This window comes from Pseudoxanthomonas sp. (assembly GCF_036845285.1).
Taxonomy (GTDB): Bacteria; Pseudomonadota; Gammaproteobacteria; order Xanthomonadales; family Xanthomonadaceae; genus Pseudoxanthomonas_A.
On the sequence record NZ_DAIUEE010000003.1, the window covers coordinates 191121 to 217129 of the forward strand.

Annotated in this window: 22 protein-coding genes and 3 tRNA genes; 3 read left to right on the plus strand and 22 right to left on the minus strand. The window is 64.4% G+C overall.

Going from position 1 to position 26009, the window contains the following annotated elements; translation table 11 throughout:
- Nucleotides 1-34: 34 nt before the first annotated feature.
- The 12 genes from V7060_RS05520 to uvrB all read right to left on the minus strand — a co-directional run bounded on the left by V7060_RS05520 (nucleotide 35) and on the right by uvrB (nucleotide 10915).
- Entirely contained in the window at nucleotides 35-505 is a 471-nt protein-coding gene (locus V7060_RS05520; RefSeq protein ID WP_334178251.1) for a cupin domain-containing protein, read from the minus strand.
- Between the two features lie 105 nt (nucleotides 506-610).
- Nucleotides 611-687 (minus strand) — tRNA-Pro (locus tag V7060_RS05525).
- A gap of 86 nt (nucleotides 688-773) precedes the next feature.
- A complete protein-coding gene (locus V7060_RS05530; protein WP_055936060.1) occupies nucleotides 774-1130 on the minus strand; it encodes a MerR family transcriptional regulator in 357 nt (118 codons plus the stop codon).
- The gene (locus V7060_RS05535; RefSeq protein ID WP_055936063.1) at nucleotides 1111-1410 is read right to left on the minus strand and encodes an integration host factor subunit alpha; all 300 of its coding nucleotides are present in this window, start codon (nucleotides 1408-1410) and stop codon (nucleotides 1111-1113) included. Before V7060_RS05535 ends, V7060_RS05530 begins: the two co-directional genes overlap by 20 nt.
- 55 nt (nucleotides 1411-1465) lie before the next feature.
- Nucleotides 1466-3859, minus strand: a complete 2394-nt coding sequence (gene pheT / locus V7060_RS05540) for a phenylalanine--tRNA ligase subunit beta (protein WP_334178252.1) — start codon at nucleotides 3857-3859, stop codon at nucleotides 1466-1468.
- An 87-nt stretch (nucleotides 3860-3946) separates the two neighbouring features.
- Nucleotides 3947-4942: a phenylalanine--tRNA ligase subunit alpha gene (gene pheS / locus V7060_RS05545; RefSeq protein WP_334178253.1), complete on the minus strand. Its 996-nt coding sequence runs from the start codon at nucleotides 4940-4942 to the stop codon at nucleotides 3947-3949.
- Between the two features lie 190 nt (nucleotides 4943-5132).
- Entirely contained in the window at nucleotides 5133-5492 is a 360-nt protein-coding gene (rplT, locus tag V7060_RS05550; protein ID WP_334178254.1) for a 50S ribosomal protein L20, read from the minus strand.
- Nucleotides 5493-5502: 10 nt separating this feature from the next.
- Nucleotides 5503-5700 (minus strand): 50S ribosomal protein L35, encoded by a 198-nt coding sequence (gene rpmI, locus V7060_RS05555; protein ID WP_014160066.1) that lies wholly within the window; start codon nucleotides 5698-5700, stop codon nucleotides 5503-5505.
- A 322-nt stretch (nucleotides 5701-6022) separates the two neighbouring features.
- Entirely contained in the window at nucleotides 6023-6547 is a 525-nt protein-coding gene (infC, locus tag V7060_RS05560) for a translation initiation factor IF-3 (protein WP_334178405.1), read from the minus strand.
- Nucleotides 6548-6601: 54 nt separating this feature from the next.
- Nucleotides 6602-8509: a threonine--tRNA ligase gene (thrS, locus tag V7060_RS05565; RefSeq protein WP_334178406.1), complete on the minus strand. Its 1908-nt coding sequence runs from the start codon at nucleotides 8507-8509 to the stop codon at nucleotides 6602-6604.
- Nucleotides 8510-8743: 234 nt separating this feature from the next.
- A tRNA-Val gene (locus tag V7060_RS05570) sits at nucleotides 8744-8818 on the minus strand.
- 75 nt (nucleotides 8819-8893) lie between these two features.
- A complete protein-coding gene (gene uvrB, locus V7060_RS05575) occupies nucleotides 8894-10915 on the minus strand; it encodes an excinuclease ABC subunit UvrB (RefSeq protein ID WP_334178255.1) in 2022 nt (673 codons plus the stop codon).
- Between the two features lie 149 nt (nucleotides 10916-11064).
- Here uvrB and V7060_RS05580 point away from each other — a divergent pair, with 149 nt between their 5' ends.
- Both V7060_RS05580 and V7060_RS05585 read left to right on the plus strand, forming a co-directional pair.
- Nucleotides 11065-11631 (plus strand): GspH/FimT family pseudopilin, encoded by a 567-nt coding sequence (locus tag V7060_RS05580; protein ID WP_334178256.1) that lies wholly within the window; start codon nucleotides 11065-11067, stop codon nucleotides 11629-11631.
- A 95-nt stretch (nucleotides 11632-11726) separates the two neighbouring features.
- Nucleotides 11727-11803, plus strand: a tRNA-Asn gene (locus V7060_RS05585).
- 157 nt (nucleotides 11804-11960) lie between these two features.
- Here the strand turns inward: V7060_RS05585 and V7060_RS05590 are convergent.
- Genes V7060_RS05590 through V7060_RS05615 form a run of 6 tightly spaced genes read right to left on the minus strand, consistent with a single transcriptional unit; the run spans nucleotide 11961 to nucleotide 18382 of the window.
- Complete coding sequence (locus V7060_RS05590) at nucleotides 11961-12392, minus strand: type IV pilin protein (protein ID WP_334178257.1); 432 nt, start codon at nucleotides 12390-12392, stop codon at nucleotides 11961-11963.
- A 3-nt stretch (nucleotides 12393-12395) separates the two neighbouring features.
- Nucleotides 12396-15995, minus strand: coding sequence for a PilC/PilY family type IV pilus protein (locus V7060_RS05595; RefSeq protein ID WP_334178258.1), 3600 nt, complete (start codon nucleotides 15993-15995; stop codon nucleotides 12396-12398).
- Nucleotides 15992-16531 carry a PilX N-terminal domain-containing pilus assembly protein gene (locus tag V7060_RS05600; RefSeq protein ID WP_334178259.1) on the minus strand — a complete coding sequence of 180 codons (540 nt, stop codon included), beginning with the start codon at nucleotides 16529-16531 and terminating at the stop codon, nucleotides 15992-15994. Before V7060_RS05600 ends, V7060_RS05595 begins: the two co-directional genes overlap by 4 nt.
- The gene (locus V7060_RS05605; RefSeq protein WP_334178260.1) at nucleotides 16528-17358 is read right to left on the minus strand and encodes a prepilin-type N-terminal cleavage/methylation domain-containing protein; all 831 of its coding nucleotides are present in this window, start codon (nucleotides 17356-17358) and stop codon (nucleotides 16528-16530) included. Before V7060_RS05605 ends, V7060_RS05600 begins: the two co-directional genes overlap by 4 nt.
- The gene (gene pilV / locus V7060_RS05610) at nucleotides 17355-17840 is read right to left on the minus strand and encodes a type IV pilus modification protein PilV (protein WP_334178261.1); all 486 of its coding nucleotides are present in this window, start codon (nucleotides 17838-17840) and stop codon (nucleotides 17355-17357) included. The genes V7060_RS05605 and pilV overlap by 4 nt, the downstream gene beginning before the upstream one ends.
- Entirely contained in the window at nucleotides 17837-18382 is a 546-nt protein-coding gene (locus V7060_RS05615; protein WP_334178262.1) for a GspH/FimT family pseudopilin, read from the minus strand. The genes pilV and V7060_RS05615 overlap by 4 nt, the downstream gene beginning before the upstream one ends.
- 164 nt (nucleotides 18383-18546) lie before the next feature.
- Between V7060_RS05615 and V7060_RS05620 the strand changes: the two genes are divergently transcribed.
- Nucleotides 18547-19578 (plus strand): histidine kinase, encoded by a 1032-nt coding sequence (locus V7060_RS05620; RefSeq protein ID WP_334178263.1) that lies wholly within the window; start codon nucleotides 18547-18549, stop codon nucleotides 19576-19578.
- An 8-nt stretch (nucleotides 19579-19586) separates the two neighbouring features.
- On the opposite strand, the gene ppnN is transcribed toward V7060_RS05620, so the two are convergent.
- The 4 genes from ppnN to V7060_RS05640 form a co-directional block, all read right to left on the minus strand.
- Nucleotides 19587-20975: a nucleotide 5'-monophosphate nucleosidase PpnN gene (ppnN, locus tag V7060_RS05625; protein ID WP_334178407.1), complete on the minus strand. Its 1389-nt coding sequence runs from the start codon at nucleotides 20973-20975 to the stop codon at nucleotides 19587-19589.
- Nucleotides 20976-21099: 124 nt separating this feature from the next.
- Nucleotides 21100-24408 carry a carboxypeptidase regulatory-like domain-containing protein gene (locus V7060_RS05630; RefSeq protein ID WP_334178264.1) on the minus strand — a complete coding sequence of 1103 codons (3309 nt, stop codon included), beginning with the start codon at nucleotides 24406-24408 and terminating at the stop codon, nucleotides 21100-21102.
- Between the two features lie 264 nt (nucleotides 24409-24672).
- Entirely contained in the window at nucleotides 24673-25275 is a 603-nt protein-coding gene (locus V7060_RS05635) for a YhgN family NAAT transporter (RefSeq protein WP_334178265.1), read from the minus strand.
- On the minus strand, nucleotides 25272-25997 hold the full coding sequence (locus V7060_RS05640) for an SDR family NAD(P)-dependent oxidoreductase (protein ID WP_334178408.1): 726 nt from the start codon (nucleotides 25995-25997) through the stop codon (nucleotides 25272-25274). Before V7060_RS05640 ends, V7060_RS05635 begins: the two co-directional genes overlap by 4 nt.
- Nucleotides 25998-26009: the final 12 nt, after the last annotated feature.

The following is a 26009-nucleotide window of genomic DNA, read 5'->3' on the forward strand; positions in this document are numbered from 1 at the left end:
GCGTGCGACTGCGCGCAGTCGTGGGGGAATCCGTTCAGGCCACCTTGCCGCCCGCTTCGCGCAATGTGCGTGCGTCGTCGCTGCCGCTCTGCATCAGCTCGAACCCCTTCCAGCTGAAGCCTGGGGACACCGAGCAATCGACCAGCGTGAAGTCGCCCAGCGAGCGTGCGCTCTGCCAGACGCCGGCCGGCACCACCTGGTTCGATTGGCCGCCACGGGCGGAGGTGTCCAGTTGCACCCGCGTGAGCGTGCGCTGTTCCGGATCGAACATCGACAGCTCCATGGGACTGCCGTCGTGCCAGTCCCAGACCTCGGTCGCGTCGACCCGGTGCCAGCGGGTCACCACGGCTTCCGGCAGCAGGAACTTGATCGCGGTGAGTGTGGGCCGCTCGATCCCGTTGACCTCGGTGCGTTTGGCCGACTCGTACACGCGGCGGAAAAAGCCACCTTCGGGGTGCGGTGACAGCTGCAGGTCGCGGATCAACGCTTCTGTCACGGGATTCATGGGATTTCCTGCTGGCGACGGCCGGGATGGGTCGCCGCCGGCAGCGCGCGACGACGGACACAAAAAAGCCCGCGCTCGCGCGCAGGCTTGATGTCGAACCGCGATTGGTCGGGACGGCCGGATTTGAACCGACGACCCTCTGCCCCCCAGGCAGATGCGCTACCAGGCTGCGCTACGCCCCGAATCTCGCGGATCGGCCCGCCTTTCGACGGGCCGCGCATTATAGCCGGAATTCTTCGGCGACTCCCACCAGGAGCGCCGCCGGAGGTCACCGGCGCAGCAACTGGAGGATTTCCTCCAGTTCCATGCGCACCTGGCGCACGATCTGCGCGCTCATCGCGGACTCCTGCTTGGCACCCTCGCCTTCCAGGCGCAAACGCGCACCGCCGATGGTGTAGCCCTGCTCGTACAGCAGGCCGCGGATCTGGCGCACCATCAGTACGTCATGGCGCTGGTAGTAGCGACGGTTGCCGCGGCGCTTGGCCGGTTCCAGGCTGGGGAACTCGGTTTCCCAGTACCGCAGCACGTGCGGCTTCACGTCGCACAGTTCGCTCACCTCACCGATGGTGAAGTAGCGCTTGGCCGGAATCGGCGGAAGCTCGCGGTTACTGCCCGGATCCAGCATAGGTTTCCACCCGCTCCTTGAGTTTCTGTCCCGGCCTGAAGGTCACCACCGTCCGCGCCGAGATCGGGATTTCCTCGCCCGTCTTCGGATTGCGGCCCGGGCGCTGGTTCTTGCGCCGCAGGTCGAAATTGCCGAAGCCGGACAGCTTCACCTGACGGCCCTGTTCAAGGGCTTCGCGCAGCACGTCGAAGTACGCGTCGACGAATTCCTTCGCCTCGCGCTTGTTCAGGCCGACCTCGTCGAACAGACGCTCGGCCATCTCCGCCTTCGTCAATGCCATGGATACTGCGTCCCCATTGCGGCCGTCGCCGGCCCAGCCACTGCCCTCATACCGTTCATCCGCGGATCTTCGCGCCGTGCGCGCTGTCGATCGCGGTCACGACGGCGGCCACCACCTGCGCCACGTCGCCCTCAGCGAGAGTGCGTGAGTTGTCCTGCAAAATCAAGCCCATAGCGAGACTCTTTTGACCGGATTCGACGCCCTGTCCGACATAACGGTCGAACAGCTGCACGTCCCGCAACAGCGGCCCCGCAGCGGCCTTCACCGTGGCGACGAGATCCGCCCACGACACCTGCTCGGCAACGACGAATGCGAGGTCGCGGCGGACGGACGGATAGCGGGATTGTTCGGTGGCACGCGGCAGCGGCCGGACGCTCAATGGCGCGAGGTCCAGTTCGAACGCGATCACGTCGGCATCCAGGTCGAGCTGGCGCTGGAGACGCGGATGCAACTGCCCGATCCAGCCGATGCGGATCCCATCGCGGTACACGTCCGCCGACCGGCCGGGATGGCCATGGGCGGCCTGGGAAGGACGGAACTCGAGCGATGCACCTGCCAGGGCGGCGACACTTTCCAGGTCGCCCTTGAGGTCATGGAAATCGACCTTGCGCGACGGCAAGCCCCATTGCTCGGCAACCGCCTCGCCGGTGATCGCGGCGGCGATGCGCAGCGACTCGACGGGCGCATCACCCGCCTGCGCCGACGCATGGAACACGTTGCCGATCTCGAACAGGCGTACGCGACCCGCCTGGCGCGCGGCGTTGCGCTGCAGGGCAGCCACGATGCCCGGCAGCAGTTGCGTGCGCATGATCGCCAGTTCGGCGCTGAGCGGGTTCGCCAGCGGCACGGCACCTTCGGCGGCACCCCACTGCGCGAGCCATTGGGCGTCGACGAACGCGAAGTTGACCGTTTCGAAATAATCGCGCGCCGCCAGCTGCCGGCGTACGGCGCCGGGCTCGACACGGGTCTCGCTCGGCGAGGCAATGCGGATCGCGCCACCCGGCAGCGTGGTGGGCACGCGGTCGTAGCCGTGGATGCGCGCGAGTTCCTCGATCAGGTCTTCCTCGATGGCGATATCGAAGCGCCGGCTGGGCGCGACCACGCTCCAGCCCTCGGCGACGGCGGACGCCTGCAGGCCCAGCGCGCGCAGGATGCGCTCGATCTCGGCGTCCGGAATGTCGACCCCCAGCACACGGGCGATCCGCGCGCGGCGCAGCAGGATGGCGATGGGCTTCGGGAGGTGTTCGAGGTGTTCCGCCACCGTGGTGGGGCCAGGCGTTCCGCCGGCGACATCGAGGATCAGGCGGGTGGCGTACTCCACGGCGATACGCGGCAACTCGGGATCGACGCCACGCTCGAAGCGATGGCCGGCATCGGTGTGCAGGCCCAGCTTGCGGCTGCGGCCGATGATGGCCGACGGAATCCAGTGCGCTGCCTCGAGGAAGACGGTGGTCGTGGTGTCCGTGACGCGCGTGTCGAGGCCACCCATGATGCCGCCGAGGGCGACGGCGCGTTCGCCACGGCCGCCTCGACTGTCGGACACCACCAGGAAATCACTGTCCAGCGCGACGGTACGGCCATCCAGCAACGTGGCCCGCTCGCCGGCGCGGGCATCGCGCACGACGACCGGTCCTTCCAGCATGTCGCGGTCGAATGCGTGCATCGGCTGACCCAGCTCCAGCATCACGTACTGGGTGACGTCCACCAGGAAACTGATCGGTCGCACGCCGCTGCGGCGCAGCCGCTCCGCCATCCAGACGGGGGTAGCCGCACGCGCGTCGACACCTTCGATGACGCGGCCGGCGAAACGCGGCACCTTCGCCCCCGCGTCCAGCACGACTTCCATGGCCGCCGTGCCCTGCGCCGGCACGGCCGTGGAGTCCAGCGGCTTCACTTCGCTGCCCAGCGACGCCGCGACGTCATAGGCGATGCCGCGCACGCTGAAGCAATCGGCACGGTTCGGCGTCAGCTTGATCTCGATGCTGGCGTCCGGCAGTTGCAGATAGTCGGCGACGGGCGTGCCGACCGGCGCGTCGGACGGCAGTTCCAGCAGGCCGGACGCATCGGCATCGATGCCGAGTTCCTTGGCCGAGCACAGCATGCCGTTGGATTCGACGCCGCGCAGCTTGGCGGCCTTGATGGCGATGCCGCCGACGTTCGCGCCCACCATCGCCAGCGGCGCCAGCAGGCCCGGGCGCGCATTCGGCGCGCCGCAGACGATCTGCAGCAGCGCGCCCTGCCCTGCATCGACCTGGCACACCTGCAGGCGGTCGGCCTCGGGATGCCTGGCGCATTCGACGATGCGCGCCACGACCACGTTCGCCAGACCATCGCCCAGCGCCGTGACCTCTTCGACCTCCAGGCCGATGGCGGTCAGCGTGGCGGACAGTTCGTCGCGGGTGGCCTGGGTAGGGACGTGGCTGCGCAGCCAGTTTTCAGAGAATTTCATGGTTCGTGATCCGTAGGGCGGGCCCGGGCCCGCCATTGCCATGTATCAGGTGTCGAGATGCCGGAACAGCAGCGGGCGTGGGTACGCCTACGCGAACTGCTTCAGGAACCGCACGTCGTTCTCGAAGAACGCACGCAGATCGTTGACACCGTAACGGAGCATCGCGAAGCGCTCCACGCCGAGGCCGAAGGCGAAGCCGGTGTAGCGCTCCGGATCGATGCCGCAGTTGCGCAGCACGTTCGGATGCACCATGCCGCAGCCCAGCACTTCCAGCCAGCGCGTGCTGCCGTCGGGCTGCTGCCAGGCGATATCGACTTCCGCGCCTGGTTCGACGAACGGGAAGTAGCTGGGGCGGAAGCGCATCTCGAAATCGCGCTCGAAGAACGCGCGCACGAACTCCGCGAGCGTCCCCTTCAGATCGGCGAACGTGGAGTGCTCGTCGACCAGCAGGCCTTCGACCTGATGGAACATCGGCGAATGGGTCTGGTCGCTGTCGCTGCGGTAGACCTTGCCGGCCGCGATCATGCGCAGCGGCGGCTGGTGGGCGTCCATGTAGCGCACCTGCACCCCGGAGGTATGCGTGCGCAGCAGGCGACCGTCGCCGAAGTAGAACGTGTCGTGCATGGCGCGCGCAGGGTGGTGCGGCGGGAAGTTCAGCGCTTCGAAGTTATGCTGGTCGTCCTCGATCTCGGGACCGTCGGCCAGTTCGTAGCCGAGTCGGCCAAAGATGTCGGCGATGCGTTCCAGGGTGCGGCTGATCGGATGCAGACCACCCCGCGCGCCGTTGCGGCCCGGCAACGTGATGTCGATGGTTTCGCCAGCCAGGCGCGCATCGAGGGCGGCGTCCTCCAGCACGGACTTGCGCATCGACAAGGCTTCACCAATGGCGTCGCGCGCACGGTTGATGGCCTCGCCCGCCGCCTTGCGCTGGTCGGCGGGCAACGTGCCCAGCTGCTTCAGCTGCGTGGTGATGCTGCCGCTCTTGCCGAGCAGCGCGACGCGCAGCTGCTCCACCACGTCGGGCGACTGCGCGGCGGCGATGTCGGCCAGCGCTTGTGTGGACAGGGATTCGATTTCGCTCATTGGAGGTCCATGAGTGGGTGTCTTCTCGTGGGAGCGACGTGAGTCGCGATGGGCCGACCGGGCACTTCATCGCGACTCACGTCGCTCCTACAGGAACAAGAACCACAAAAAACAATGGGGAAGGACTCGCGCCCTTCCCCACGTGTTCCCGGCGATGGACTGCCGGAGTGCTTTACGGTGGAGACGCGGCTTACGCCGCGAGTGCGCCCTTCGCCTTTTCAGCCAGGGCCGCAAAGCCGACCGCATCATGCACGGCGATGTCCGCCAGCACCTTGCGATCCAGCGTGATGCCGGACTTCAGCAGGCCATTCATGAAACGGCTGTAGCTGAGGCCGTTCAGGCGGGCAGCCGCGTTGATACGCGTGATCCACAGCGAACGGAAATTGCGCTTCTTCTGCTTGCGGCCGATGTAGGCGTACTGACCCGCCTTGATCACCGCCTGCTTGGCGACGCGGAATACCTTGCGACGGGCGTTGTAGTAGCCCTTGGCGAGGTGGAGGACTTTCTTGTGACGGCGACGCGCCGTCACGCCACGCTTAACTCGTGCCATGTCTCAGTCCTCAGAGGTAGGGAAGCATGCGGTTCAAACGGCCGCTGTCTTCGGCGCGAATGATGTTCGTCGCACGAAGGCCGCGCTTACGCTTGGTCGCTTTCTTGGTGAGGATGTGGCTACGGTTGGCGTGGCCAGCCTTGAACTTGCCGGAGGCGGTCTTGCGAAAACGCTTCGCCGCCGCCCGGTGGGTCTTGATCTTGGGCATTGCTATGTCCTTGACGGGGTTATGTCACTGATCCGGGCGCCACGTTCGTGGTCTTTCCATCCGTGCCCATATCGGCTTGTAAGTCGTTGATTCCGTAACGGAACCTGCGACGGGTCCATCGACTGCGAACAGTCTCCCGGCGTACCGGGCCGCGTATTATGCCCGCTGCCGATTTCTCTTGCAAATCCGGCCACTTAGGCCTGGCTTGGACCGGAGTGCGGAAAAGCGGAAGGCGCCTTGCGGCGCCTTCCCCTCACCCTTTGCCCTCTCCCCGCACGCGGGGCGAGGGGAACAGTAGGCGTCAGCGGCCAAGCCGCTGACTTCACTTCTTTTTGGGGGCGATCATCATGACCATCTGACGGCCTTCCAGACGCGGACGGGACTCGATGACGATCTCGTCGCCCAGCTCGGCCTCGATGCGCGCGGCCATTTCGCGACCCAGTTCCTGGTGGCTCATTTCGCGGCCACGGAAGCGGATGTTGACCTTGACCTTGTCGCCTTCTTCCAGGAAGCGGCGGATGTTGCGCATCTTGATCTGGTAGTCGCCCTCGTCGGTAACGGGGCGGAACTTGAGTTCCTTGATCTCGACCTGCTTGGTCTTCTTCTTGGCCTCGTTCGCCTTCTTCTGCGCTTCGAACTTGAACTTGCCGAAGTCCATGATCTTGCAGACAGGCGGCTCGGCATTGGGCTGGATCTCGACCAGATCGAGACCCTCTTCTTCCGCCTTGGCCAAGGCTTCGTCGCGCGTGAGCACGCCGATCATCTCGCCGTCGGAACCGATCACGCGCACGCGCGGAACGCGGATTTCGAGGTTCTTTCGGTTTTGCTTGTTGTCAGGAATGCTGATGTTGCAGTCTCCAGGGAGGGGTGCGCCGGCCCGCGAAGGACGGACCGGAACCAATTATTGCGCGGCGTGCTCGTTACGCAAACGTTCGGCGAAGGCAGCGACGGACATGCTGCCGAGATCTTCCCCTGAACGCGTGCGCACGGCGATGGCGCCATTCTCCTTCTCGCGGTCGCCGACCACCAGCAGGTATGGCACCCGCTGCAGCGTGTGCTCGCGAATCTTATAACCGATCTTCTCGTTCCGCAAATCGGAAGCCACCCGGAAGCCTTGATTTGCAAGGGTTTTCCGGACCTCGGCCACATAATCGGCCTGGGCGTCGGTGATATTCATCACCACGGCCTGCTGGGGGGCCAGCCAGGACGGGAATGCACCAGCATGGTGCTCGATCAGGATGCCGATGAAGCGTTCCATCGACCCCACGATGGCCCGATGCAGCATGACCGGGTGCTGGCGCTGGCTGTTCTCGTCCACGTACTCCGCGCCCAGTCGGCCCGGCATCATGAAATCGACCTGCATCGTCCCCAGCTGCCAGGTCCGGCCGATCGCGTCCTTCAGGTGGTACTCGATCTTCGGCCCGTAGAAGGCGCCCTCGCCCGGCAGCTCTTGCCATTCCACCCCACAGCTGCGCAGGGCGGCACGCAGGGCGGCTTCGGCCTTGTCCCAGGTGGCGTCATCGCCCAGGCGCGACTCCGGTCGCAGGGCGATCTTGATCTGGATGTCCTCGAACCCGAAGTCCGAGTACACCTTCAGCGCCTGCTGGTGGAACGCGGTGACCTCGGCCTCGATCTGGTCTTCCGTGCAGAAGATGTGGCCGTCGTCCTGGGTGAAGCCGCGCACGCGCAGGATGCCGTGCAGCGCGCCCGACGGCTCGTTGCGGTGGCAGGCGCCGAACTCGCCATAGCGGATCGGCAAGTCGCGATAGCTGTGCAGGCCCTGGTTGAACACCTGCACATGGCCCGGGCAGTTCATCGGCTTGACCGCGTAGGTGCGGTTCTCCGACTCGCTGAAGAACATGTTTTCCTTGTAGTTGTCCCAGTGGCCGGACTTCTTCCACAAGGCGACGTCGAGGATCTGCGGGCAGCGCACTTCCTGGTAGCCGCTGTCGCGGTAGACCTTGCGCATGTACTGCTCGACCACCTGCCAGATGGCCCAGCCCTTCGGATGCCAGAACACCAGGCCCGGCGCCTCTTCCTGCAGGTGGAACAGCTCCTGCTGCTTGCCGATCTTGCGGTGGTCGCGCTTCTCGGCCTCCTCGATGCGCTGGATGTAGGCCTCCAGCTGCTTCTTGTCGGCCCAGGCCGTGCCGTAGATGCGCTGCAGCTGCTCGTTCTTGGCGTCGCCGCGCCAGTAGGCGCCGGAAATGCGGGTCAGCTTGAACGCCTTCAGGAAGCGCGTGTTCGGCACGTGCGGACCGCGGCACATGTCGACGTATTCCTGGTGGTAGTACAGGCCCATCGCCGTGACATCCGGGCCCATGTCGTCGATCAGGCGCAGCTTGTAGTCCTCGCCACGGGCCTTGAACACCTCGACGACCTCGGCGCGCGGCGTCATCTTCTTGATGACGTCGTAGTCCTGCGCGATCAGTTCCTGCATGCGTTGTTCGATCGCCGCCAGATCCTCGGGCGTGAACGGGCGCTCGCTGTGGATGTCGTAGTAGAAGCCTTCGGCGATGACCGGGCCGATGACCATCTTCGCGTCCGGATACAGCTGCTTCACCGCGTGGCCGACCAGGTGCGCGGCCGAGTGGCGAATGATCTCGACGCCCTCCTCGTCCTTCGGCGTGATGATGCGCAGCGCGGCGTCGTGGTCGATGACGTCGCTGGCATCGACCAGCACGCCGTCGACCGCACCGGCCACGGTAGCCTTGGCCAGCCCGGCGCCGATGGACTGGGCCACCTGCATGACGGAAACGGGGTTCTCGAACTCGCGGCGGCTGCCGTCGGTGAGCGTGATGGTGATCATCGGAGGCGTGGACTCGATCTGGATGACGCCGGCGCAGGAGCGGCCGGGCGGGAGTGCGGACATGAAAAAAGCGCCACGAGGGCGCCTACGGGATGCGGTGCCTCGGGCAAAAACAGGTTCAGGCGATGGTAGTGCTCATGTCGCACGCTCGGCCGGCGTTTCCGCGGGCCACCTCGTGATGCGGATGGCGCGAAGGGAAGGCCCCGTGGTTCCGGAATCCACGCTGTGGAAGCGTGGTGGGCGGTACAGGGTTCGAACCTGTGACCCCTACCATGTCAAGGTAGTGCTCTACCGCTGAGCTAACCGCCCGGTCTGCCCTTTGCAGGGGCGCGAATTCTAGCCCGGAAGCGGGGTCGTCGACAACCGGGCAAGGATTTCTTCGGCTCAGCCGCCCAGGCTGGCCTCCTTCAGCCGCTGGATCTGGTCGCGCAGGCGCGCGGCATCCTCGAATTCCAGGTCGCGGGCGTGCTGGTACATCTGCTGTTCCAGCGTCTTGATCTTGGCCACCGCCTTCGCCGGATCCATCACGCCGTACTCGGCCGACTCCTCGGCCACGCGACGCACCTTGCCCCGCCCGGCCTTGCCATCGTTGGCGGCCTCGCTGCGCGCGCCCTCCAGGATGTCGACGATGGGACGGGCCACGGACTTCGGTGTGATGCCGTGCTCCAGGTTGTATTCCACCTGTTTCTCGCGGCGCCGTCCGGTTTCATCGATCGCCGCCTGCATCGAGCGGGTCATCCTGTCGGCATAGAGGATCGCCTTGCCGCGCAGGTTGCGCGCCGCCCGGCCGATGGTCTGGATCAGCGAGCCGGTGGAACGCAGGAAGCCCTCCTTGTCCGCGTCGAGGATCGCCACCAGCGACACTTCCGGCATGTCCAGGCCCTCGCGCAGCAGATTGATGCCGACCAGCACGTCGAACTTGCCAAGCCGCAGGTCGCGGATGATCTCCACGCGCTCGACGGTATCGACGTCCGAGTGCAGGTAGCGCACCTTGATGCCGTGCTCGCCCAGGTACTCGGTCAGGTTCTCGGCCATGCGCTTGGTCAGCGTGGTGACCAGCACACGATCGCCCCACGACACCCGCTCGTTGATCTGCGACAGCAGGTCGTCCACCTGCGTGCCGACCGGGCGGATCTCGACTTCCGGATCGATCAGGCCGGTGGGACGCACCACCAGCTCGACGATCTCGCCGGCGGACTCGCGCAGTTCGTACGGTCCAGGCGTTGCGGAGACGTAGATGCTGCGGGGCGAACGCGCTTCCCATTCCTCGAAGCGCAACGGCCGGTTGTCCAGCGCCGATGGCAGTCGGAAACCGAACTCCACCAGCGTTTCCTTGCGCGAGCGGTCGCCCTTGTACATGGCGCCGATCTGGGGAATGGTCACGTGGGATTCGTCGATCACCAGCAGCGCATCCGCCGGCAGGTAGTCGAACAGCGTCGGCGGCGGCTCGCCCGGCGCCTTGCCGGTCAGGTGGCGCGAGTAGTTCTCGATGCCCGAACAGAAGCCGACCTCGGCCATCATTTCCACGTCGAACTGGGTCCGCTGCGCCAGCCGCTGCGCCTCCACCAGCTTGTTCTGCGCGTACAGCTGCTCCAGCCGATCCTTCAGCTCCACCTTGATCGTGTCGATGGCAGCCAGCACGCGCTCGCGGGTGGTGGCGTAGTGGGTCTTGGGATAGACGGTGTAACGCTGCAGCTTGCGCAGCGACTCGCCGGTGAGCGGATCGAACAGGCTCAGGCCCTCGACCTCGCCATCGAACAGCTCGATGCGCACGGCCTCGGCATCGCTTTCCGCCGGATGCACGTCGATGATCTCGCCGCGCACGCGGAAGGTGCCGCGCTGCAGCTCGTATTCATTGCGCGTGTACTGCAACTGGGTCAGGTGGCGGATCAGTTCGCGCTGGTCGATGCGCTCACCCAGTGACAGGATCAGCCGCAGCGACAGGTAGTCTTCCGGCGCACCGAGGCCGTAGATCGCGGATACCGTAGCGACCACCAGCGCATCCGGGCGCGACAGCAGGGTCTTGGTCGCCGCCAGCCGCATCTGCTCGATGTGCTCGTTGATCGAACTGTCCTTCTCGATGAAGGTGTCGCTCGACGGCACGTAGGCTTCGGGCTGGTAGTAGTCGTAGTAGCTGACGAAATATTCGACCGCGTTGTGCGGGAAAAAAGCCTTGAATTCGCCATACAGCTGCGCCGCCAGCGTCTTGTTGGGCGCCATGACCAGGGTCGGCTTCTGCACCCGCTGCACCACGTTGGCGATGGTGTAGGTCTTGCCGGAACCCGTCACGCCCAGCAGCGTCTGTTTCGCCAGGCCGGCCTCGAAATTCTCCACGAGCTTCTCGATGGCCCGCGGCTGGTCGCCGGCCGGGGAGTAAGGGGAAACGAGCTGGAAACGGTCGGTCATGGCGCACACCTGAGACAAGCGAACGAGTATAGCGATGGGCGCGTGACAGGGACCGAGGCGAATTCCTACACGCGGACAGGTCCAGACCTGATGGCGAGAAAAGCAAACGGCCGCGAACCTGATCGCGCCCATTTCACAAGGAACTGTCGATGGCAAGGATGCCTTCGTCTCCCCGTCAGGGGAGTCATATCCAACGCGCCGCACCCTTGCGTGGCTTCACGCTGGTGGAAACCGCGGTAACCCTGTCCGTCCTGGCACTCATGGTCGCCATAGGCCTGCCGTCGATGCGGGAGTTCCGGGCACGCCAGCAGGCCGGTGCGATAGCGAATCTGCTGGTGTCCCACTTCGCCTCGGCCCGGATGACCGCCATCAGCCACAACGTCCCGGTCATGGTCTGCCCCAGCGATGGTGCCGGCACATGCCGCCAGGGCACCGACTGGGGAGGACACTGGCTGTCGTTCCGCGACCCGGATGGAAACCGCCAGCCCGACGACGGCGACGACATCTACCGGAACGACACCGTGCCGGACAACCCGAGTATCCGCGTAGTGTCCACACAGGGCCGCCGGCATGTCCGCTATCAGCCGACCGGCATGAGCTACGGCACCAACCTGACCATCCGGATCTGCTACGACGGCCGCGTGGCCACCAGCGTCATACTGAACAACACGGGCCGCGCGCGCACCGTGCGCGGCAGCCTGACCACACCGTGTTGATTCCCGCACCGCACCCCCCGGCTCCGCACGCCCTACCCGGCCTTCATGTCCCGAGGCTTGTTCCCGCCGGAATCGCTGGCTACAATACGCGCCCCGCCCGAATAGCTCAGCCGGTTAGAGCACTTGACTGTTAATCAGGGGGTCGTTGGTTCGAGTCCAACTTCGGGCGCCAGATCGAAAAAAGCCGCATCCTTGGATGCGGCTTTTTTTATTGCCCTTCTCGCCCATTGCGCCAGGAAGAGATTCTGCCCTCTGCGAAGGCTCTCGGCGCTTTGGTCAGTCGCACGCGTGCCTATCGCAGTAACACATGCTCAGGCACTTTATACTCTTCACCAACAGCCATCCGTGGCAGGTAAGCGATTGCCGGCTTGATCGATTGACAGGGTACCGCAGCGGTCATCCGCCTGGCTGCCCTGCGGCGTAGCGGTCAGCAAAAAAGCCCTGGCCTCCAGGCTGGAGGTAACGGGTTCGACCCTGTAGAACCTGCTCACGTCCGCATCGCAGGTAAAGACCTCCGGAGTGCCGTCAGCGTTGTACGCCAGTCGCGTGGTGTAGAAGCGCTCCATCTGCTGCGCCGCCTGCAAGAGGCAGGCGGTGCCACCTGCGCGACGACCCTTGCGCACATGCTCGAGGTAGCTGGGCAGGGCGATCGAGGCGAGGATGCCGATGATCGCCACCACTACCATCAGTTCGATCAGGGTGAAACCAGCCAGCGCACGGGGCGCGGCCTTGGCGGAAACCATCATCTGTCCGTTCTCCATGTGTCAGTCCCTGCGGATCTCACGCCACGAGGCGCGGTCCCAACGCGGCGCCGCCGTACGCACCGTATTCAATCCGGCGCCACCGCTGCCACCGACCCCCAGCAGACCACGCAACAGATTCGGCAAGGTCGGCATGCCGTTGCCCAGGTTCACCGAGCCCACCGGCAGGTTGCCGGTCACCGCCGTGTCCTCGGTAATCCCGTCACCATTGAGGTCGAAATACGAGAGGCTGCCACTGGTACCAGTGAAAGCATCCAGTGCGTTGATATAGCCGGTGCCGCTGGAACTGCAGGCACCGCCCGAGGGGATGATGCTGGCGGTAAGCAGGAAACGGCCTGCCAACTGCGCGTCCTGCACGATCCTCTCGCCGCCGACCGGCAAATCGAGATACCACCCCTTCGACGCGGGAGGCAATGTTGCGCGCGGCTCAAAAGCGCGCACATTGCCTTCCGTCACCTGTACGGCGCGCTCGGTCAGATCGTCACGCGTGCGGGTCGCATTCTCGTCGATGAAACCGTACATGCTCTGCACGTCGGTGCTTCCGGGCTGCGCGTCTTCGGCGGTCAGGTAGCGACCGGTACCGAAGAAGACCCAGCGCTTCCGGGTCAGCGGATGGACACCCACCGCCACACCGCCGGTGATGGGCTGCGCCTTGCCGTCAGCGTCCTGCGCCGTGAACAGGCGCGTGGCGGTCCAGTCTGTCGGCGTAGCCGAGGTCAGGTCGAACTTCCAGACGTTGCCTTGCATGTCGCCGGCATAGACATAGGCCAGCGTCCTGCCGTCGATGCCATAGATGCCCGTCGCCGAAGACAGGCCGTTGGGCACGAGCACGCTTCCAACGCCGGTATCGATTTCACGAATCACGGCGCCTGTGTTCATGTCCAGAACGATGAGCACGGCGCGCTCGTTGTTGCTGTTCGGCCCATTGGCAACCACCGCGGCCGCCCTGCGCGTGCCGGCATTCACATTGGCCAGCAGCGGCTTGCTGAGGACAAGACCCATGTTGCTGCCAGGCGTGTCCGCGCGCTCCCACTTGAAGTTGGTCGCCGCCATCGCTGCGGGACTAGTGACATCCAGCGCATACAGCCCCTTGCCGCCACGCCCCAGGCTTCCCACCAAGATGTTCGTGCTGGCGGAGGTCAAGGTGCGCGGACTGACCGCGATGGGGCCATCCACGAAGTACCGGTGCGCGTAGTCGCCACGGCTCAACGTGGACAACAGTCCCCAATTGATGATGTTGGGGATGTAGGCGAACAACTCCTCGCCATTACTCGCGTTGAAAGCATGCAGCATGCCGTCATTGGCGCCTACGTAAAGCGTATTGGTGTCCGCGACATAAGCGGGCGAGGAATTGATAATGTCGCCCAGCAGGCCGGTACGTCTGCGCAGGTGGGGTGCCTCGTTGCCTTCCAGACTCGTGTCGCCCTTGATGTAGTCGACATTCCGCGCGCCGGTCACCGGATAGTTGAACGTGTCGCCGGTTCGAGCGAGCACTGCCGTCTGGGTCGTGGTGGGGAACGTACGCCCCGTGCCACCTTCGGAGGTGAAGACCTTGCGGGTGCTCCAGTCCCCGATGCTCGCATTCCACATTTCCGCGCCATCCGACGCCCTGCTGGCCCTCAGGCCGCCCTTCCAGCTGCCCTGCTCGTAGCTGGCGTTGAACACCAGCGTGCTGGCCTCCGGCGATACGGAGGTGGACACGACGTTGGAATAGGAACTGCTGCGCCGTTCGATCTCGGTCAAGGCATCCTGCAACGCCTTGGTGAACCTGTCCGAATCGTTGGCCAGCACGTAGCGGCCACGCCCGTTCACCGCCGCATGCCACAGATCGTCGATGCTGCTGGCGGTATTGTTGACGGAGATCGGCCAGCTCTTGGTACCCGCCGTGATGGCCGGCAGGTCGTTTTCAGGATCCAGGCTGCCCGCCGCACCCAGCGACACAGAGAAGGTCACCATATGCTGGTGACTGGCGGGGTCGTCGATCGACGCCGGGACGTTGTTCACCATGTCCTCGCGCAAATCGGTCTTCCAGTAATACATGGCGATATCGGCCAGCGTGTCGGCCTGGTTATCGCCCTTGTACGGCAGGGGGAAGGTACCATCCTGCTCGCCGACCTTCTCATTTACGCCCGTGTAATCGTAAGCCGCATTATCGTTGTCGTTACGGTAGCCATCGGTGGTCAGGATCATGTAGCTCTGACGGCAGCTGAATTGCTCCACCGGCGCACCAGGACCCCAAGGCCCCGTGGCCGTATGGTCAGTCTTGAAGTAATTGCCCGCGTTCCATATTGCGGAGCGCAACGGCGTGGAGCCGGAGCCATTTTCGGAATACAGTCGCTGGAACCACGCAGTACGATTGTTGTCGGCGCCCGTGGTGCCGTTGGGATCGTCGAACAAGCCTTGGTTGCGCGTGACCGGAATGGGTTTGGCGCGCGACAAGGGATGGGTATTCCATCTGCCGCCCGTTGGCCACACACCGCCACCAGGAATGACCGTATTGCTCTGAGACATGTCGTTCCAGATATTCCGGTAGCCGACACGATAATTCGAGCCGATCTGCGAGAACGCACGCCCCGCGCCCGACTTGGCGACCTTGAAACGGGTCCGGTGGTAGGAATACCAGGTCGCGAAGTTGGTCCGCTCGTCAGCCGCCGAACGACCCGCAGGTCTCGTTGCGCTGGTGGGCGTGGCTGCGGTGCAGTTCGTCCAACGTGTGCCGACGCATCCATCTTCGTTGCTGGTGTAATACGTGATCGTCAGGCTGGCGCCGATGAAGCCTGTCGCCACCCTGCCCCGCAAGCCGAGGTGGATCACCGTTCCTGCAGCCGGGTTGCTTATCGACCTTGTCTTGGTCGCGCCAGACCCCGTGTTCCTATTCTCATAGTCTGTCGTGGTGGGCTCAGCTCCATACCGGTAATAGAGCTCTGCATTTGAGCCTGTCACCGTGATCGTGACGTTTACCGTATTGGCCGGGACCGTGAACGTCGGGAATCCCGTGACCATCGTCTGAGCCAATCCTCCGGTCAGACCCGTCTGGGGATAGCCTGGCACCGGATACCCACCCGACCATTCGGAGCGTTCCACCGTGCCATTGGTCAGAATCTGATAACGCCAGTAGTTGGCGACATTGCCGAAGGTGGTGGCATCGCCGGTATTCTTCGGCACATAGTAGGTCTGTGTTGCACCCGACAGATTGATGGTGCCGGTATCGAAGGGCGGCACCAGCGCAACATGGGAATACGCGGCGGTGTATGACATACCGCCCGTCATCTCAGAACCGTCGGGGTTCACCCACGGCCGGTAGTCCTTGAACGGGTTGTAGTAGATCGTGTTGCGCGTGTAAGCCTGCCTTGCGATGTTGAGACCGCTGACACTGGGAACACTGTCAGGCATGTAGTCCCACTGCATGGAGCCGGAATTGTCCAGCACCATCAGGATATTCGGCGGTATCCGCGCGCCGGTGGTCATCGGCTCAGGCGGAATCGTGACGCCGGCATTGACCGGGAGCGCCAGCAATGTGACCAGAAAGGCAGCCGGCGCGCTCCACCAGGGGCGGTGAGCGGCATGTTGACGACGCGGATGCAGGGAAGAAGGAGTGTTCATGGCTCATCCGGGATGCGGCTGATGACGGTGGCTTGCACGAGCACGTCGGCGCGGCCTGCGGAACGGCTGCGCGCGGTCACGCGGTACAAGGGGTTGGCGCAGTTGAGGGTGGAACCGGAGGTGGTATCGCAACCACCAGGCTGGCCCGGCCCGGTACCGACGTACTCGATCCAGTACTCGGGATTCTCCGCGACCATCCGGTTGTCGTAGCTATCGTCCGGCACCTGGCGCCATACCGGCACGGAGCCGCTGGGACAGATGCTGTCAGACGCGCAGTCAGCCGCGGTGGGAATCCGGCGGTCCCAGTCTCCCGCACCAAGCACCTGGTCCTGCGCGAAACGAAGCGCGCCCTCGGCCGCCTGGAAAGCGACACTGCGGTCACGCAGATTGGCGGCCATGCGCTCCTGCATGGCGGAGCTGCGCATGATGGCCAAGCCCAGGATAGCCGTCACCACCAGCAGGACCAGCACCACGATCAGGGCGATACCCTGCTGATCGCGCCCGGTTTTTGCGGAATGGGTAAGAGAGGATTTCATAGCGTGCGTCCCCGCAGGCTGACGACGTTGGATACCTGCCGCGTCAGGGCGCGGCCATCGACGTCCGCGCCCTGCAGCGTCATGTTGATCCGCACGGCGACCACATCGTCGCCCGGCGTATCGGTGTAGTCGGCTTCGCCACGCTGGCGATAGCTGAAGTCGATGTCCTGCACGCCATCGACCACTTCCTCTGCCGCACCATCGAAGCGCGACATATAAAGGGAGCTGCCTCCTCCGCGACCATTCTCCTGTACGAACCACTGCACGTCGCGGAAACGTGCCAAGACGACCGACGGCAGCAACGCGGCATCGGTCACCGGGTAGTCCGGCAATCCGTCGAAACTGACCGTCATTCCCGTCACACCGGTGGCGGCGACCACGTGGGTACGACTGCTGTTGCACAACATGATGAGGTTGCCAACGGAAAACGCATCGGAGGCCGCGTCGAGCTCCCCGTCATCCAGCGTAACGGAACTGGAAGTCGTGCTCTCCACCCGGTAGGCAGTATCGTCGCCGGAAAACACCCGCAACGACGTGGCATCACCCTGGATAGGCGAGGTGCTGAACTGGGCGGCCTCCGCATTGCCGCCCACGATCTCCGAATACCGTGAACAGGCGCTGCCTCCGGCCGCGCGGATATCGCGTGACATCAATTCGAAAGCGATGCGGGCGTTTTCCTGGATGCGGTTCAAACCTTCATTCGAACGATAGGTCGCCTGATTGGATTGCAGGATCGCAAAGGCAGCGCCGGTGACCAGCAGGCCCAGCACCAAGGCCACCATCAGTTCGATCAGGCTGAAGCCGGCGGCAGGACGGCGCGATGTCATATGGTCGTCCTCGTCACCACTTGCCGCTCGTTGCCGCCGCCGGCACGCGAGTCATCCCACTGAATGGTGATGACGCAGGCCTCGGGGCAGCCTCTGATCTCGCCACAGGTGGTTGTGTCGGCATCGTTATTGGCGATGTTGTTCTTCAGGTCGGTGATCCAGGTCTGCAGATCACTTCCGGCCACATCGCTGCCCGCCACCGCGGTACACACCATGGCGTCGGTGTTGTAGGCCGCTGCGTTGGCGCGATTGGCGCGTATGGCGTCGAGGATGGCGTTGGTCTGCATGACCGCCTGGCTGGTTTCAAGCGAACTCTGTCCGCCTCGCAGGGCAACGGATTGCATGGCAGCCACGCCGAGCAGGCCGATGCTCAACACCACCACGGCCACCAGCACTTCGATCAGGCTGATGCCACGCACCGAGCGCGGGCCGTGCGATGAGCTGCGACGCACACCTGCACCACTGCTGGAACATTGATTCATGAGCAAATACCTCCGCCGTCGGCCCGTTCGGTCCTGACATGTCCCGCCACACTGATCGTTATCACCCGCTGGTTGTCGGCTGGACGGGTGGTCGGAATACAGACGGTCAGTACCTCCGCCGCTGGAATCAGGCCGGCCGAATTGAACGTGATGCCGGCCACTGGCCCGGCAAGCTGCACATTGCCTGGGAACAATCCGCCGCGCACGACGTCCTCGCCAGCGTCAAGGTTGTTGTTACCGACGATGGCCCAGCCACCCCACTCGGCACCGTTCGAGCAGGTCGTGCCATCGGTACTGCGACACAGGCGCACAGGCGCATTGCGCCGGATGGCCTCCGCACGCGCCAACTGCGCGGCAGCGGTCAGTTCGCCAGCCGTGCTGGAAAGACGGTTGGAATTCATCAACGCGACCATCGACGGCGCGGCGATGGCCGAGAGGATGGCGATCACCGCGATGGTCACCATCAGCTCGATCAGCGTGAAGCCACGCTGGCGCTGCCTGCGCAATGCGCCGCCGGCATCGCTCGGGTGTGAGACGGACATACCCTTCCCCTTGTTGACGGCTTACCCTAGCCTCAACCCCGGACACCGACCAGCTCTTCCCGAATGAACGGCACGATTCGCCGCCTCAATGGCGAGTTTGGGCCGGTGACCACCCCGCCTGCGGCCACAACCGCCCTCCTTCCCTCCGATCCACGCCTTACGACATGGCCACTCCGTCCCCCGTGTTGAGTCCCCTCGACACCCTCTGGCAGGCCCGAACCCTGGTGTGGGTGCTATTGGCTGGGGAGGCACTGGCCGCGATCCTGGCGATCACCCCGGGCCGAGAAGGCGATCGCCTGACCTACTTCGGCGTAGCCTCGCTCGCAATCCAGTGGATCGTGTTGACCTCGCTGGGCTTGCTGTATCTGCTGCGCCTGCGGCTTTCTCGGACCAGCCCGCCTTTCGTCGCTCAGGTCGGTCTTGGCGCGCTGCTGGCCAGCACTTGGATCGTGCTGCTGGCCGGCTGGCTGGCGCTGCGGGACCTCATGCCGCCGCCCGAAGGCGGCTGGTTGACGCTTTCGCTGCGCATCACTGCCATTGCCCTGATCATGGGCGCGCTGGGGTTGGGGGCATTCCAAGCGCAGTGGCGAGCGAGGCAGTTGGCGGTGGCGGCCGAGCACGCCAAGCTGCAGGCCCTGCAGGCGCGTATCCAGCCGCATTTCCTCTTCAATACGCTCAACACCGGCATTTCACTGCTGCATGCGAAGCCAGACCTGGCGGAGCAGTTGCTGCTGGACCTGTCGGACCTGTTCCGGGCAGCGCTGTCACAGCGTGATTCCATCCCGCTGAAGGAGGATCTGTCGCTGGCGCGCCGCTATCTGGAAATCGAGCAGCTTCGCCTGGGAGACCGCCTCAGCCTGCAGTGGGAGGTTCCCGATGAGCTTCCGGCGCTGCAGGTCCCTACGCTGTCCATCCAGCCGCTGGCGGAGAACGCCATTCGCCATGGCATCGAACCTTCGACATCCGGCGGCGAAGTCAGCATCCGCGTCGGAATAGCCGGCAGCTACCTGCAGATATCCGTGACCAACACCTTGCCTCCCGCATCGGCGCGGCCCGCCCCGGGCCACCAGGTCGGCCTGAGTTCGGTGCGGGCGCGCATCCACGCGGCGACCCAGGGCGACGGACGCGTGGACACGCAAACTGCAGACGGCGTCTACTCCGCCGTCATCCACCTGCCCCTCGATTCGTCGCGCTAGCGCATGCCTCAGGTCACCACGCGATAGCAGGGCCTGTATTCGCCCGCGATCTTCATCCGGCGCTGCTCGACGAAAGCGCGCAGCAATTCGTCCAGCGCCTGCATCATCGCGGCATCGCCATGGATCTCGAACGGACCGAATTCCTCGATGCGGCGCATGCCGTCTTCCTTGACGTTGCCGGCAACGATGCCGGAGAACGCGCGGCGCAGGTCTGCGGCGAGATCATGCACGGCGCGTCCCGGGCGCAGCTGCAACGCCGCCATCGCTTCATGCGACGGAATGAACGGCTGCTGGTAGTCCTCCGGAATCTGGATGGCCCAGTTGAAGAAGAACGAATCCTTGTGCTCGATCCGGTTCTCCCGCACGCGGCGGATGCCGGCGCCCATCTTCTTGGCCACCGCCACCGGGTCGCCGATGATGATCTCGTAGCGTTCGGCCGCGGCGTCGCCCAGCGTCAGGCGGATGAAGCGGTCGATCTGTTCGAAGTAAGGCGCCGCGATGGTCGGCCCCGTCAGGATCAGCGGGAACGGCAGGTGCGCGTTGTCCGGATGCAGCAGGATGCCGAGCAGGTACAGGATCTCTTCCGCCGTACCCACGCCACCCGGGAACACGATGATGCCGTGGCCGATGCGGACGAAGGCCTCCAGGCGCTTCTCGATATCCGGCATGATGACCAGGTGGTTGACGATCGGGTTCGGCGACTCGGCCGCGATGATGCCCGGCTCGGTCACGCCGATGTAGCGCGTCTTCGCACGGCGCTGCTTGGCATGCGCAATGGTCGCGCCCTTCATCGGCCCCTTCATCGCGCCCGGGCCGCAGCCCGTGCAGATGTCCAGGCCACGCAGGCCCAGCTCGTAGCCGACCTGCTTGGTATAGAGGTACTCGTCGCGCGAGATCGAATGACCACCCCAGCACACGACCAGGTTGGGATCGCTGGGCTTGAGGATGCGTGCGTTGCGCAGCAGGCCGAACACCGCATTGGTGATGCCGGCGGACGATTCCAGGTCGGCCGCGTATTCCGGACCGAGTTCGATGGCGGTGTATGCCAGGTCGCGCACCACCGCGAACAGCAGCTCCGCGATGCCGCGGATGATCTCGCCATCGACGAAGGCCATCGCAGGCGCGTTGATCAGGTCGATGCGCACGCCGCGGTCCTGTTGCAGGACCTGGATGTCGAAGCCGGGGTAGAGATCGCGCGCCGCGCGCGGATCGTCGGACGCGCTGCCGCTGGTCAGCACGGCCAGCGCGCAACGGCGCAGCAGTTCGTGCATGCCGCCGCTGGACGCATCACGCAGGCGCGCCACTTCGGCGCGGGAAAGTACGTCCAGGCCACCGCGCGGGTAGATCCGCGCGTCCTGCACCGGCAACGCCCTCGATGCCGTTTGATTCATGGGAATTCCTGTCATTCATTCGTCAGAGGCGGGACTTTAGCGCAGTCGCGGAGGCAAGAGGAGTCCGGCCAAAAGAAAACGGCCGGGTTGCCCCGGCCGTTCCTACGGTACTGGCACCGAGTCCCTTGGATCAGAACTCGTAGCGGAACGTCACCTGCGCCGCCCAGCGCGATACACCTGTATTCACACCGTCGCCGTTGACTTCCTGGACCTGGAAATCCTGCGCACCAGTGAAGTGGTAGGCGTACTTGCCTTCCGAACCCGCAGGGCATACACCGCTGTTGATGGAGGCGATGTTGCAGATGCCCGCGAAATTGGCCACGGCCAGATTGGAGTTGAAGCCAGCGTCCTCGATAAGGCCCCACTTCTTGTTCAACAGATTGCCGACGTTCATAACGTCCAGTGTCAGCGACGACTTGTGTCCCTTCCAAAAGCCCGGAAGTTCCTGGCTGACGCGCAGGTCGAAACTGTTGGTCCAACCGGCGCGGAACTCGTTGGCAGGCGCGTAGCTGCCGGCATACCGCTGGAGCTCCGGATGCTTGGCGAGCCACTCGAAGAACGCTGCCTCCTGCTGTGCACCGGTAGTGGTGACGCCATTCTGGGTGAGGTTGGTGAACACCACGTCTCCTGGACCCTTCGGCACGTAGAACAGGTCGTTGAACGTGCGGCTGTCGCCATTGGCGTCGTTCCAGAAGACGTAGCTGAATGGACGGCCGCTACGGCCTTCATAGAACACGGAGGCCGTAGTCGCGTAGTCGCCGAAGAACGCCTTCTTGAAGGTCAGGGCTCCGCTGATGCGGTCCTTGATGGCATAGCGCGAATTGACCAGCGCGTCCTCGTTGGCGTTGAACATCGGGTTGTTGTTCCAGTTCGACGTGTTCTGCGAGCTGGTCAATGGGCTGACTTCCTTGGCCGCCGTGTAGGTGTAGCCCACCATCCACGACCAGTTTTCGGCCATGGGTTTCTCGAGGCTCACGGTGAACTGCTGGCTGTGCCCCTTGTCGGTGTTGCGCAGCAGCATGACGTCACCCACATAAGAGCGACGATTGAAGCGCTGCGTACCACCCGTCGCGGAGCTAAGGCTGGTCAACCAGCGCGCCGCATCCAGACCGTTGTTGTTCCAGTACATGACGCGGCCATCCGGACCCACGGTGCTGTTCGGCGCACCCAGATCCAGGCGTTCCAGGTAGATCGCGTCCTTGACCTTGGTCAACAGCAACTCCGCAGAAGCAACCAGGCCGTACCAGGGCAGTTCGTGGTCGAACGCCAGGTTCGCCTTCCAGACGGACGGCTGGTCCAGGTCGGGATGGATGATGTCCACGTTCTGACGCGGCGTACCTGTCGCGAAGTTGGTGGGCTGATTGTCCGGATCCGGGCTGAAGATCGGACCGATGCCGGTGCTGTTGCGGATCGAGTATTCGACGTACTGGCGACCGGTGTTCTGGTAAGCGCCGGACAGCCACACATTCGGGGCCGCACCCATGAACAGACCCACGCCACCACGCAACTGGGTGGGGCGATCACTGTCGAACGTGTAGTTGAATCCGAAGCGCGGCTGCCACAGGATGCCGTCGATTAGCTGGCGATTGTTGTAGCCGAACCCTCCGAAGTTGCAGCCAACAGGGCCAGTGCCGGCCGGATTTGGCGCCGAGGAGATGCACTCGTTGTAGATCGGCTCGCTACCGAAGGACGGCTTGTCGCCGCGCACGCCGAACAGCAGGCTCAGGTTGTAGTTGACCGCCCACGTGTCCTGCGCGAAGAAGCCGGTGTTCTTGATGGTGAACTCCGCGGGGATGTCGGCGTAGCTACCACCCGGTAGCGGGGCGCGATAGTCGTATTCGCTGGGATTGCCGGAGATGAAGTTCGCCAAGCTGGTGAAACGATAGTAGCCGTTCTGGTTGCGGCCGTAATAGTTGAAGATGTCGTTCTCGGCGTAGTCGACGCCGAACTTGAAGGTGTGGTCGCCTACGAACCAGTTGCCTGCGAAGAACAGACTGTTCTCCTTGGTCTTGATCACGTTGACGTGACGGTTCTGCTCTGTACCCAGAAGCACCTGATTGTTGCCGAAGTCGATGCGGATGTGTGGCAGGCGCGAGGTGGGTTCGGCGATCGCGTCGTACTCGCGGCGCGACACCTTCACTTCCGTGGAGAAATTTTCGGACCAGTCACTGAACAACTGGGCGACAGTGCTCTCGAAGGTCTTGTTCTGGTTGTACCAGTGCGAGCTCAGCGAGATGGCGCTATTCCAACTGCTTGGCGGCAGCTTGGCGACATCCTGAGTCAATTTGCTGTAACGGATGTTGGCGCGATGGTTGTCGCTGATGTTCCAGTCCAGCTTGACCGCGTACTCCTCGATATCGGTATCGAGCGATTCGGCGCCGAGCAGCGAGCCGGCATCGAAGCCCCACGTCTGCGCGGCGGTCTGGATGGCGGCGATGTTGGCATCGGTGATCTGACCACGGCCGTAGGGCGTATTCTCCAGATCCGGTCCCGGCGCACCACGCTTGAACTTCTCATAATTGGCGAAGAAGAACAGCTTGTCCTTTACCAGCGGACCACCCAGCGTGAAACCGTAGGTCTCTTCCTTGTTGAAACCGGTGAACGGGTTGCCATTGCGGTCGTCGCCGACCATGTCGTCGCTGCGGTACACGCCGTACAGCGAACCGTGGAACTCGTTGGTGCCCGACTTGGTAACGGCATTGACGACCGCACCGGTTCCGCCGGTGGTCGTGACGTCGTAGTTGGCCAGATCGATCTTAACTTCCTCGATGGCGTCGATAGACACCGGCTGACGCTCCGTCGGCAGGTTGTTCGACTCCAGACCGAACGGATCGTTGGTGCTCACACCGTCAATGCGGATCGCGTTGTAGCGGGTGTTCTGACCACCGGCCGAGATCGCGCCGTCCGCCTTGCTGATCTGCGACACGCGCGGATCCATTCGCATGATGTCCTGGATGTTGCGACCAATCGACGGCGCGGCGGCGATCGCCTCGCGCGATACGGTTGTACCCGTGCCCATCTTGGTGGAACTGAATACGTCCGACCCGCCAGAGAATCCGACCGCCGTGACGGTCTCCAGCGTCGTCATGTCACCCGCCAGAGCGGCGTTGACAGTATTCACCTGGTTGAGGTTCAGGAAGACGCCATCTTCGGTCTTGGTGCCCGATCCGGCCTTGGTCACGACGATCTGGTAAGGACCGCCCACGCGCAGGCCGCGCGCGTTGTAACGGCCGCTGCCGTCGGTGGTGGCGCGGCTGACCGTGCCGGATTCGACGTGGGTGATGGTCACCTCGGCGCCGGCGACGGGCTGGCCGCCATTGTCGGTGACTAGGCCGCCCACACCAGCCGACGTGCTCTGCGCGAAGGCGGGAGCGGCGGCGAGCGCGACGACGAGGCCAAGGCTGAGCTTGGACAGGCGAAGACGACGGGTTTGGTTCATCGGATAAACCTCAGGTACGGGAGTGATGTGGCGAAGCTGGCTGACGGACGTGCGCGGAAGCGACCCGGAAGGTCGTTTCGAAAGGCGTGCTAGGGGTTCCCATGGCCCACGCGACGTCCGCGGAGGTTAATAACAGGTTAACACGATAGGACCAATTTGTGACCGCGGCATGACAAAATTTCCGCAGTGCAGCACAGCCTGGAGGTCACCGACGCGGAAGTCCTTGCACGACGATCCAGCCGCCCCGCGGCCCGTCCCGTTCGGTCAGATATTGGGCGGCGCGAGCTTCAGGTACGTACCGATGCCGTCCAGCACCATTTGCACGGAAATGGCGACCAGAAGCATGCCCATTAGCCGCTCGATCGCGGTCAGTACGCGCCGGCCCAGCCACTTGTAGAGGACCGTGGCCGAGAAGAGGATGACCGCCGTGGCACTCCACGCCAGCAGCAGCGCCAGGCTCCAGTCGCCCAGGCGGGAAGGGTCGTTGCTGCCCATCAGCATGACCGCCGCCATGCCTGACGGTCCGGCCACCAGCGGGATGGCCAGCGGCACGATGAAAGGCTCGCCGCCCGGCATCTCGCCCATCAAGCCCTCCGGCCGCGGGAAGATCATCCGCACACCGATCAGGAACAACACGATGCCGCCGGCGATGGCCACGGACTCCTGCCGCAGGTGCATCATTTCCAGGGCGTACTTGCCGCCCCAGAGGAACAGCATCAGCACCGCCAATGCGATCAGCAGCTCGCGCACCACCACGATGCGCTGGCGACGCGGCGCCAGTGGCTTGAGCACGCTGAGGAACACCGGGATGTTGCCCAGCGGGTCCAGGATCAGGAACAGCAGCAAGGCCGCCGACAGCACCGTCATGCCCGCACCTTCCATATCTGCCCCCTGTGCGTGGCGCCCGCAGATGACAGCAGGGTGACACAGGCCGCCGCATAGTCGGCGGCTTCGCGTGCCAGGGTATCGGTATCGTCGGCGTAGGCCCGCGAACGCAACCCGGTACGCATCGGCCCCGGCTGCAGTGCGGAAACCCGCACGCTGCTGGCGGCCACCTCGGCGTGCAGCATGCCTACCAGCGAGGTGAGCCCGTGCTGCGCAACGCCATAGGCGCCCCAGTAGGCCTGCCCGACCCGCGCAAGGTCGTCGACGCTGAAGACCAACGCCGCGTCGTCCGATTGCTTGAGCAGCGGCAGGCAGGCCTGCGAAAGCCACCATGGCGCGGTGAGATTGACGTGCACGACGCGCGCGAATGCGGCCGGGTCGGTATGTTCGAGCGGCGTCAGCCCCTTGAACTCGGCCGCGCAGTGCAGCACGCCGTCCAGGCGGCCCAGTTCGGCATGCAGGCGATCGACGAGCTCGGCGTAGTCGTCCGGCGTGGCGCCCTCGAGGTCGAGCGGATACAGCAGCGGCTCGGCACCGACCTTCGCGACCGCGTCGTACACCCGGTTCAACTTCGGCACCTTGCGGCCCAGCAGCACGACGGTCGCGCCCGCCTCCGCGCAGGCGACTGCGGCGGCACTGCCAAGGCCGCCATGCGCACCGCTGACCAGGACGACGCGCTGGTCCAGCACGCGCGGGGCGCGCATCGGCAGTCCGAC